The organism is Streptomyces sp. WAC06614 (assembly GCF_003949795.1).
In the GTDB taxonomy this organism is placed as follows: domain Bacteria; phylum Actinomycetota; class Actinomycetes; order Streptomycetales; family Streptomycetaceae; genus Streptomyces.
The window spans coordinates 1-10,535 of sequence record NZ_RPRY01000250.1; the positions used below are offsets into that span (position 1 = coordinate 1).

The 10,535-nt window shown below is 76.3% G+C and carries 7 protein-coding genes; 2 read left to right on the top strand and 5 right to left on the bottom strand.

Going from position 1 to position 10,535, the window contains the following annotated elements:
• The coding region (locus EF918_RS26355; RefSeq protein WP_221889756.1) for a tetratricopeptide repeat protein at positions 1-2,082 on the top strand (2,082 nt) is incomplete at its 5' end.
• Positions 2,083-2,162: 80 nt separating this feature from the next.
• On the opposite strand, the gene EF918_RS26360 is transcribed toward EF918_RS26355, so the two are convergent.
• The 5 genes from EF918_RS26360 to EF918_RS26380 form a co-directional block, all read right to left on the bottom strand.
• Positions 2,163-3,146 carry an SDR family oxidoreductase gene (locus EF918_RS26360; protein WP_125651203.1) on the bottom strand — a complete coding sequence of 328 codons (984 nt, stop codon included), beginning with the start codon at positions 3,144-3,146 and terminating at the stop codon, positions 2,163-2,165.
• A 69-nt stretch (positions 3,147-3,215) separates the two neighbouring features.
• Positions 3,216-4,979 carry a glycoside hydrolase family 15 protein gene (locus EF918_RS26365; RefSeq protein ID WP_260610690.1) on the bottom strand — a complete coding sequence of 588 codons (1,764 nt, stop codon included), beginning with the start codon at positions 4,977-4,979 and terminating at the stop codon, positions 3,216-3,218.
• Positions 4,980-4,997: 18 nt separating this feature from the next.
• On the bottom strand, positions 4,998-6,185 hold the full coding sequence (locus tag EF918_RS26370; protein WP_125651205.1) for an enolase C-terminal domain-like protein: 1,188 nt from the start codon (positions 6,183-6,185) through the stop codon (positions 4,998-5,000).
• Complete coding sequence (locus EF918_RS26375; RefSeq protein WP_260610691.1) at positions 6,182-6,718, bottom strand: DUF1360 domain-containing protein; 537 nt, start codon at positions 6,716-6,718, stop codon at positions 6,182-6,184. The genes EF918_RS26370 and EF918_RS26375 overlap by 4 nt, the downstream gene beginning before the upstream one ends.
• A gap of 50 nt (positions 6,719-6,768) precedes the next feature.
• Positions 6,769-8,556, bottom strand: a complete 1,788-nt coding sequence (locus tag EF918_RS26380) for a thiamine pyrophosphate-requiring protein (RefSeq protein ID WP_125651207.1) — start codon at positions 8,554-8,556, stop codon at positions 6,769-6,771.
• Between the two features lie 296 nt (positions 8,557-8,852).
• On the opposite strand from EF918_RS26380, the gene EF918_RS26385 reads away from it, so the two are divergent.
• Positions 8,853-10,409: an alpha/beta fold hydrolase gene (locus EF918_RS26385; RefSeq protein ID WP_260610692.1), complete on the top strand. Its 1,557-nt coding sequence runs from the start codon at positions 8,853-8,855 to the stop codon at positions 10,407-10,409.
• Positions 10,410-10,535: the final 126 nt, after the last annotated feature.

Genomic DNA, 10,535 nt, shown 5'->3' on the forward strand with positions numbered 1-10,535 from the left:
CCGTACGGCAGCCCCCGGCCCCCCGCCGGGGGACCGGCCCCGGACGGCGGGCCGGGGTTCCGGGGTGCGGCCCCGGAGGCGTACCGCGGCGGGGGTGCGGGGGTCCGGGTGACCCCCGCCCATCTGCCGCGGCCTCCTTGGGGCTTCGTCGGCCGCGAGGCCGAGCTCGGGGCGCTCGGGCGGGCCGTCGGGCCCGGGGCCGGGTCCGGGGGGCTGTGCGTGGTCGTCGGGCCGGCAGGGGTCGGCAAGACCTCCCTCGCCCTGCACTGGGCCCACCGCACGGCCGCGGGATTCCCCGACGGCCAGCTCTACGCCGACCTGCGCGGCTTCGACGACAGCCCCCCGGTCGAGCCGATGCAGGTGCTCCGCGGTTTCCTGACCGCCCTCGGCACGCCCGACCGGGCCGTCCCCGACGACGACTCGGCCGCCCAGGCCCTGTACCGCTCGCTGCTCGCCGGCCGCCGGCTCCTCGTCGTGCTCGACAACGCCCGCGACTCGGCGCAGGTGCGCCCCCTCCTCTCCGGCGGCGACGGCTGCGCCACCGTCGTCACCAGCCGCAACCGCCTCGACGGCCTCGTCGCCCGCGACGGCGCCCGGATCGTGCCCCTGGGCGTACTGGAGTCCGAGGAGTGCCTCGACCTGCTGCGCGCCGCCCTGCCCGACGAGCGGGTCAGCGACCGGCCCGAGGCCGCCCACACCCTCGCCCGCCTGTGCGGCGGACTGCCGCTGGCGCTGCGGATCACCGCGGCCCGGCTCGCCGCCCACCCCTCCTGGTCCCTCCAGTGCGTCGCCGACGAACTCGCCGACGAACAGCACCGCCTGGCCCGGCTGTCGGCCGAGGACACCGACTTCGTCGCCGCCCTCACCCTGAGCGTGCGCGCCCTGGACGAGGACACCCGGCGGCTCTTCCCGCTGCTGGGCGTCCACCCCGGCACGGACTTCGACGCGTACACCGGCGCCGCGGCCAGCGGCATCCCGGTGCCCGAGGTCCGCCGGGCCCTCGGCCGGCTGGCCGCCGCCCACCTCCTCCAGGAGCACGCCCCGGGCCGCTACCGCTGCCACGACCTGGTGCGCCTGTACGCACGCCAGTTCGCGCCCGCCGAGGTCCGCCGGACGCAGACCGCCCGGCTGCTCGACGGCTACGTGCACACCGCCTACGCCGCCTCCCGGCTGTCCGACCCCGCCGGCCGGCCCTGCTGCGACCTGCCCGACCGGCTGGTCCGCCCCGCGGAGCTGGCGCCGATGGCGGACCGGGCCGACGCCCTGCGCTGGTACCGGACCGAGGCCGAGAACCTCTGCGCGGCGATCGACCTGGCCGAGCGCACCGGCGACACCGCACGCGCCTGGCGGCTGACCGTGCTCATCTGGCCGCTGCTGACCTGGCAGAGCCACCGCGACTGGATCCCCACCCTGGAACAGGGCCTGCGCGCGGCCGTGGGGACGGGCGACCCGGTCGCCGAGAACCGGGTGCGCAACCTGCTGGGCTGGGCGGTCATCGAGGCCGGCCGGCCCCGGGAGGCGCTGGCCCACCTGGAACGCTGCCTGGCCCTCGCCGACGCCGCCGGCGACGCCTGCGACCGCGCCCTGAACCTGCTGAACCTCGGCCTGGCCCTGGCCGGTTCGGGCGACCCCGACGGGGCCGTCGCGCGCTTCACCGCCTCCGCGGCGGCCGCCGAGGCCATCGCCGACCACGGCACCACCGCCCTGGCCCTGCACCACCTGGCCCGGCTCTGCCTGGACGTTGACCGCCCCGAGGAGGCCCTGCGGCACAGCGAACGCGCCCTGGAACTGTGCCCGACCAGCCGGCTCGGGCTCACCGGGATCCTCCTGCTCGACCTGCGCGCCGTGGCGCTGCACCGCACCGGCCGGCCGGCGGCCGGGCTGCCGCTGCTGCGCGAGGCGCTCGCGGGCGCGCAGGCCGAGGGCTACGCCGCCGGAGAGGCCGACTGCCTGGAACACCTGGCCGACATCATGACCGACCTGGTGCTCCCGGCGGACGCCGAGGCCTACCGGGCCCGCGCCCGGGAAGTGCGTGCCGCCATGGCCCGCCACCGCGCGAGCCTGCTCGCCCCGGCCGCCTGAGCCGAACCGCCCCACCCGGCCGCCGATACGGGCCGAGGCCCGGTGGTCGGGCGGGCCCGGCAGACCGGGCCCGGCCGGCACTACGGCGTCGGGCGCAACCGTTCGGCCAGCGCGCCGAGCCCCCGCACCGCCCACTGCTGCACGCTGCGCGCCCGGGCCCGGTCGCCGAACCGCCCGTGCGCCCCGAAGTCCCGTACGGCGTCGGCCGGCGCGTAGAGGTTGTCCGGGGCGCCGGGCGCCTGCCGCTCCCCGGTCTGCTGCGCCGCGAGCCCGGTACGGGCCAGGTAGCGGTCGAGCAGGCCGGGCGCGACCGCGTTCGCGATCAGTGTCGCCACGGTGCTGGCGCCCACCCAGTACTCGCGCCGCTGCGGACGGTCGGCCGCGAGGAGCACCGCCCGCGCGGCGACCTCCGGCTGGTAGATCGGCGGCATCGGCTGGGCCCGCCGGGGCAGCCGGGACCGGACCCAGTCGAACTGCGGGGTGTTCACCGCGGGCAACTGCACCATCGTCGACCGCACCCGGGTGCCCGAGGCCAGCAGCTCGCAGCGCAGCGCCTCGTGCCAGCCCTGCACGGCGTGCTTGGCACCGCTGTACGCGCTCTGCAACGGAATGCCGCGGTAGGCGATGGCCGAACCGACCTGCACGATCGTGCCCCGGTCCCGGGGCAGCATCCGGGCCAGTGCCGCCCGGGTGGCGTAGACGTAACCCAGGTAGGTCACTTCGGTGACGCGCCGGAACTCCTCGGGCGTGATCTGCGTGAACGGTGCGAAGACCGAGGTGAAGGCGTCGTTGACCCAGACGTCGACGGGCCCGAGCTCGTCCTCCACCCGCCCGGCCGCCGCATCGACGGCCTCCGGGTCCGCCACGTCCAGTTCCAGCGTGATCACCTCGGCCGCGCCCGCCCGCTCGGCGTCGCGCCGGGCCGCCTCCAGCCCCGCCCGGCCGCGGGCGATGAGCGCGAGCCGGTCTCCGCGGGCGGCGAACGCCAGTACGCAGGCCCGGCCGATGCCGCCACTGGCACCGGTGACGACGACCGTTCGCGGGGCGTGCGCACGAGCTGTCATGCCCGGCGTCTGTCCACCGCGGCCGGCCCCAAACCCGTACGCTCTCGCCCGGCCGCCCGGCCCCGGCGTTCAGTCGCCCGCCCCCACCCGGACCGCGGTCTCCAGCATCAGCGCGTGCACGAAGGCCTGCGGGAGGTTGCCGCGGAGCTGGCGCTGGACGACGTCGAACTCCTCCGCGTACAGGCCCGGCGGCCCGCAGGCCGCCCGGTTGCGTTCGAACCAGCGGGCGGCCTCGACCGCTTCGCCCTGCTGGTGCTGGGCCAGCGCCACGAGGAACCCGCAGAGCAGGAACGCGCCTTCGGCGTCCTCCAGCGGCCGGGCGTCGTGCCGGAAGCGGTAGCAGTAGTGGTCCTCGGCGAGTTCGGCGAGGACCGCGTCGAGCGTGGCCCGGCTGCGCGGGTCGTCGGCCGGGAGGGCGCCGCGCAGCGCGGGCAGCAGCAGCGCGGCGTCCACCCCGGGGTCGTCCGGGGCGCGCTGCCAGCGGCCGCTGGGGTGCGTCCCGGACGCGGCGGCCTCCGCGGTGATCCGGTCGGCGAGTCCCTCCCACGCGGCGGCCGGGCTCCGGCTCGCGCGGGGCAGCGTCGCCGCCATGGTGCGCAGCCCGGCGGCGCAGATCAGCCGGCTGTGCGTCCACCGGGCGGGGCGCAGTTCCCAGATGCCGGAGTCCTCCCGGGTGCGGTGGGCGGCGATCGCCTCGGCCGCGATCCGGGCGGCCCGCCGGCCGTCCGCGTCCAGCCGGTCCTGCCGGGCCGCCGCGGCGAACAGCAGCAGGCTCTCGCCGAAGCAGTCGAGCTGGAACTGCCGGTCGACCCGGTTCCCGACCACGTCGAAACCGCCCGGGTAGCCGGGCAGGTCCAGCCGCCGCGGCGGCGGGACGGCCGCGCCGTCGACCGTGTACGCGGGGGAGAGGTCCGGGCCGTGGTCGAGCAGCCTCGCCGTGACGAACCGGACGGAGTCGTCCAGCAGCGGGTGCGTGCCGGCCGCGGCGGCGGCCTGGCCGACGAAGCACTGGTCGCGGATCCACACGTAGCGGTAGTCGTAGTTCCGTCCCTCCTCGGCCCGTTCGGGCAGGGAGGTGGTGGCCGCCGCGACCGTTCCGCCGCCGGGCCCGGTCATCGCGCGCAGCACCGCGTACGCGTGGCGGGCGTCGCGCGGCCCGGACGGGCCGCAGCGGCCCGGCAGGTCCTTCTGCCACGCCGTGGTCGTGGCCCGCCAGAGCTGCTCGGCCGGCACGGCCCGCCCCAGCGGCCGTCCGGTGAGCTCCAGGACCAGGTCGTGGCGTTCACCGGGCTCCAGGCGCAGTCGCCCGTGCAGCTCGGGATGCCCTCCCGCGCGTCCGACCCGCGCACCGGGCAGGCCGCTCCAGCGCATCCGCAGGCCGTCGGCGGTCCGCCCCGTCCAGCAGCCGTCCTCCCCGCGCCGCAGGTGGCCCGTCCGCCGGTCGCCGAACCCCGGGGCGATCTGCAGCCGTACGGTGAGCTCCGCCGGGCCGTGGACCGCCTCGATCCGGCGCAGCAGTACCGCGCGGTCCCGCTCCCCGGGGTAGGCCAGGGCCTCGTGGCACTCGACGGTGCCGGTGCCGGTCGTCCAGCGGCTGCACCACATCAGCGTGCCGGTCCGGTACGAGCCGCCCCACACGTACGGGCCCGCGGGGGCCACGGTGTACCAGCCGGGGCCGCCGACCAGGCCGGCGAAGACGGCGTCGTCGTGCCAGGCCGGCAGGCACATCCACACGATCTCGCCGCGCGGCCCCACCAGCGCGCCGCGCCGGCCGTCGGCGAGCAGGGCGTAGTCGCGCAACGCGTGCTGCACGGGCCCCTCGTACGCTGCCACGCGGGCAACCTCCTTCGCTCACGGGCCGGTCGGTGCAGCCGGTTCGACGGATGTGGCCCCGGCCGGTCGTCCGTACCGTGCCAGCACGTCCTTCCGCGGGGTGAGCCCGAGCCCCGGCGTTCCGTCGGCGCCGGGCCGCAGCTCGCCGCCCGTGGCCTCCAACGCGCCGTCGAACAGCAGGTGTTCGATGCGCACATGGTCGTGGTACCACTCCACGTGGCGCAGGTTCGCCGACGCGGCCGCCGCATGGGCGTGGACGTGCGGCGCACCGTGGGCCGACAGGTCCAGCCCGTGGGCCTGCGCCAGCGCCGCGACCCGCAGCCAGTCGGTGAGCCCGCCGCACCGCGTGGCGTCGGCCTGCAGACAGTCCACGACGCGCACCAGGGCCGCGAAGGAGCGCAGCGCGAAGCCGTACTCGCCCGCCGCCACGTCCGCGACGGTGGCCGCCCGGACCCGGGCGAGGCCCGCCAGGTCGTCGGAGGACACCGGCTCCTCGAACCAGCGGATGTCGAACGGGTGGAAGTGCTCGGCCACCCGGACCGCCTGCTGGGCGCCGTAGGCCCCGTCGGCATCGACGTACAGTTCGGTGTCCGGGCCCACGGTCTTGCGGGCCAGCCGGATCCGGGTCAGGTCCCGGTCCTCCCGGGTGCCCCGGGCCTCCCCGATCTTGATCTTGACACGGGGGATCCGCTCCGCCTCGGTCCAGCCGCGCAGCTGCCCGACGAACTGCTCGTCGTCGTAGCTGGTGAAACCGCCGCTGCCGTACACGGGCACGCCGGCCCTGGCCCGGCCGAACAGGTCGGCCAGGGGTACGCCGAGCAGCCGTGCCTTGAGGTCCCACAGCGCGATGTCGACGGCCGAGAGGGCGTACCCGCCGATGCCGGGCCGGCCGGCGTCGCGCAGAGCCCGGTGCATCGCCTCGTGCGCGGCCGGTACGTCGTACGCGGCGCGCCCGGTGACCTCGCCCGCCAGGAGCTCGGTGACGACGCCCGCGGCCGCCGCGGCCCCGTACGTCCACCCGTACCCGCGCTCGGGCCCGGCCCGCGCCTCGACCAGCACCATCGTGGTGGAGTCCCATGCGGCGGTCCCGTCGGCCTCCGGGGCGTCGGTGGGGAAGTCGAGCACGCGCACGTGCAGCGCCTCGACCACCGGCGCCGGCCCACCGCCGCCCCGGGGAGCGGCGGCCGGCGCCGGTCCGCCGCTCATGCCGTTCCCTCGGCCGCCTGCCGGGCCGCCTCCCGTGCGTACTGGAGGAAGTCGGCCCCCGCGAGCGCCGCCAGGGTGGCGGCGGCGAGGCGGGTGGCGCGGGGCGCGAAGAGGGAGGCGCCGGTCAGCCCGGTGGCGATCCACAGACCGGTGCAGAACGGGCAGCTGAGGAGCTCGCCCATCATCTTCCGGGCCCCGCTCCCTCGGACCTCCTCCTGCAGCTCGGCGGGCCCCGACGTGCCCCGGAACCGGGTGAACGGCATCCGCAACGGGCTGGTGACCGGGTCCTTGGCGAGCAGCCGGGCCAGCTGGTGCGTGGCGACGGCGTGCAGCGCGACGTCCCGCAGCCCCGGCTCGGGAAGCCGGCGCCCGGCGGCGCGCGCCGCGGCGGCCAGGCCGAGGACGGTGGCCGAGTAGACGCCCATGGCGCCGGTGTAGGCCGCGAGCGGCCGGTCCTCGTCGGCCTTGTACCGGCGCGCTTCCCGGTCCAGCCGGTCGTGCAGGGCGTTCCACGTACGGTGTGCGCTGTTCACGTCGTCCTCCTGACGTCTCGTCCGGCGGCCTCCGGGCGGGCCGGCCACGGTCAGCCCCGTCCGCCGCCGGGCAGGAACTCCTGCACCTTCGCCTTGACGCCCTGACGGACCATCGCCGCCCGGTCGCTGTCCCCGAGCAGCACGGACGCGGCGGCCGACTTGATCTGGTCCCACGTGGCGTGCGGCGGGATCGGCGGCACGGCCGGATCGGTACGGAAGTCGATGACGTACGGCCGGTCGGCCGCCAGCGCCCGCTCCCAGGCCGGCGCCACACCGCCGGGCTCCTCCACGCGCTCGCCACCGAGGCCGAACAGGGCGGCGACCTCGGCGTAGCGCACATCGGGGAGCCGCTGCGAGGGCTCGAACTGCGGGGCGCCCTGCAGGGCCCGCATCTCCCAGGTGACCTGGTTGAGGTCCTGGTTGTTGAGCACCGCGACGACCAGCCGGGGATCGGACCACTCGCCGTAGTACTTCGCCGCGGTCAGCAGCTCCGCCAGTCCGTTCATCTGCATCGCGCCGTCCCCGACGAGCGCCACGGCCGGCCGGTCGGGGTGGGCGAACTTGGCCCCGATCGCGTACGGCACGCCCGGCCCCATCGTCGCCAGGGTGCCCGACAGCGAGCCGCGCATGCCCTCGCGCAGCCTCAGGTGGCGGGCGTACCAGTTCGCGGCCGACCCGGAGTCCGCGGTGACCATGGCCCGGTGGGGCAGGAGTTCGTCCAGAGCGTGGACGACGTACTCGGGATTGACCGGATCCGCCGACACCTCGGCCCGCCGCTCCATGACCTCCCACCAGCGCGCGGCGTTGCTCTCGATCGTCTCGCGCCACCGGCCGTCGTGACGGCGTTCCAGCAGGGGCACGAGGCGGCGCAGTGTCTCGCCCGCGTCACCGACGAGGTTGAGCTCGAAGGGGTAGCGCAGGCCGATCATGGCCGGCTCGATGTCGATCTGCACCGCGCGGGCCTGGCCGAACTCGGGCAGGAACTGGGAGTACGGGAAGCTGGAGCCGATCACCAGCAGCGTGTCGCAGTCCCGCATCATCTCGTACGACGGCCGGGTGCCGAGCAGCCCGATCGAGCCGGTGACGTACGGGAGGGTGTCCGGCAGTGCGTCCTTGCCGAGCAGCGCCTTGGCGACCCCGGCACCGAGCAGTTCGGCGACCTGTTCGACCTCGGCGCGGGCCTGCCGGGCGCCCTGTCCGACGAGGATCGCCGGCCGCTCACCGGCGTTGAGGATCTCCGCGGCCCGCGCGAGGTCCTCGTCGGCCGGTACGGGGGCGTAGCGGGACACCCCGAGGCTGGAGGGGACCTGCTTGAACGCGTGGGTGGGCGGCTCGTGGTCGAGTTCCTGCACGTCCGCGGGGATGATCACCGCCGTGGGCGCCCGCCGGGTGGCGGCGATGCGCAGCGCGCGGTCCAGGACCGCCGGCAGCTGCTCGGGGACGGTGACCATCTCGCAGTAGGCGGAGGCGACGTCCTTGTAGAGGGACAGCAGGTCCACCTCCTGCTGGTAGGAGCCGCCCATCGCGCTGCGGTCGGTCTGCCCGACGAGGGCCACGACGGGCACGTGGTCGAGCTTGGCGTCGTAGAGCCCGTTGAGGAGGTGGATGGCTCCGGGGCCGGAGGTGGCCGCGCAGACGCCGGTCCGCCCGGAGAACTTGGCGTAGCCGACGGCCTGGAACGCGGACATCTCCTCGTGCCGCGCCTGGATGAACCGCGGCCGGTCCCCGGCCCGGCCCCAGGCGGCGAGCAGTCCGTTGATGCCGTCCCCGGGATAGGCGAACACGTATTCGACATCCCATTCCCGCAGTCGGTGCAGCACATGATCGGCAACCTTCATCGTCCCTCTCCCTGGTCCGCCTGGTCCGCCTGGTCCGGCTGGCTCCGCTCGGCTCCGCCCGGTTCCGCTCGGCGACGCCCGGTTCCGCTCGGCTCCGCGACGGGGCGTCTGCCCGACGGGGGCCTGGCCATTCCTGGGCGGGTGCTGCGCGGGCGCGCGGGGCGGCTGCCGCCGGTGCGGTGCGGTGCGGTGCGGTGCGGTGCGTGCGGGGCAGGGCAGGGCAGGGCCGCAGGGCCGCAGTTCCCGCCCCGGCCAGGCGGGTGCGTGCCCGCCCACCCGCCGGTATCGTCCGAAGGGTGCGATACGCGCTCGCCCGTGCGGCGGCCGGCGCAGCCACCACCGCCGCGCTCCTCGTGCCCTCGGCCGCCCCGGCCGGGGCGGCGGGCACCGCCGCACCTGCGACGGCGGCGCCGGCGGGGTCGACCGGGGCTGCCTTCGTGCCGGGGCCGTGCCCGGCGACGCCCGAGCCGATCGAGGCCCTGAGCGGCGCGAGGTGCGGGTACCTGGAGGTCCCCGAGAACCGTGCCCGGCCCGGTGGCCGCACGATCCGGCTCGCCGTGGCGGTCATCCCGGCCGTGGCGCCCAAGTCCGGCCAGGACCCTGTCGTGTTCATGGCGGGCGGCCCCGGCGGGGACACGTTCGACGACATCCCCTTCCTCGTCGACTCCGGCCTGAACCGGGACCGCCCCCTGGTGGTCATGGCCCAGCGCGGCAACCGCTACGACCGGCCGGACCTCGCCTGTCCGGAGATCGACCGGTTCAACGAGCAGTCCGTGGGCCTCGGTTGGAGCTCCGACCCGGCCCGGAAGCTGCTGCTCGACGCCGTCGAGGAGTGCCGGCACCGCCTGACGGCCCAGGGGATCGACCTGAGTGCGTACAACACCACCGAGAACGCCGCCGACTTCGCCGACCTGCGCAAGGCCCTCAAGATCCCGCGGTGGAACGTCTACGGGTACTCCTACGGCAGCGACCTGGCCCTCACCTACCTGCGCCTGCACCCCGAGGGGATCCGCGCGGTGGCGCTCGACTCGGTCACCCCGCCGCAGGTGGCGGCCCTGCCGTGGGGCTGGCGCAGTGCCCGTGAGGGGATCGACGGCATCCTCGGCGCCTGCGCCGCCGAGCCCCGGTGCAAGAGCCGCTACCCGGACGTCCGCCGGATCCTGGACGAGCAGGTGCGCAAGCTGGAGGCGCAGCCCCTGACGCTGAACGCCCGCCCGCCGAAGGGCGGCGACCCGGTGAAGGTGGTCCTCGACGGTGGCACCCTGCTGAACCTGCTGGTCGCCTTCGCCGTCAGACCGCCCGACATCCCGGCCGCCCTCACCGAGCTCGCCGAGGGCAAGCCGGACCGCTTCGCGCAGGGCCGCGCGGCCGACTCGGTCCAGCCGACCGGGATGAACGCGCACGGGCTGACGGAGTCGGTGGCGTGCAGCGAGTGGGTCCCGGGCACCGCACCGGCCGACGTCCTGGCCGCGGGGCGCAAGGCCTTCCCCGGCTGGCCGGACACGGTCCTGGCCCAGCCCCCGCAGCTCGTGTTCCCGTACGACGTGTGCCGCGTCTGGAACGTCCCGGGCCGCGCCGCCGAGCAGCGCGTGGCCACCCGCAGCACGGTCCCGGCGCTCCTGCTGTCCGGGACGTTCGACCTGAAGACCGCCGCGAGCTACGCGAAGGACGCCGCCCGGACCCTGCCCCGCTCCACCTCCGTCCTGATCCCCGGGATCGGGCACTGGGTGGTTCCCCAGTCGCCGTGCGCCCAGCAGGTACTGGCCTCGTTCCTGGCCCGTCCGACCGCCCGGCCCGACACCGGCTGCGTGGCCGGCCTGACACCGGCCCCGTTCACGATCACCCCGAAGTGACCGGGAGGACAGATGGCCCGCACGCACGCGTCCCGCCGACGGTGCACCGCCCGCCGGTGCACCGCTCGCCGGCTCCCCGCCCCGTCCGCCGCCCTGGCCGCCGCTCTCCTCGTCACCGGCCTCCTC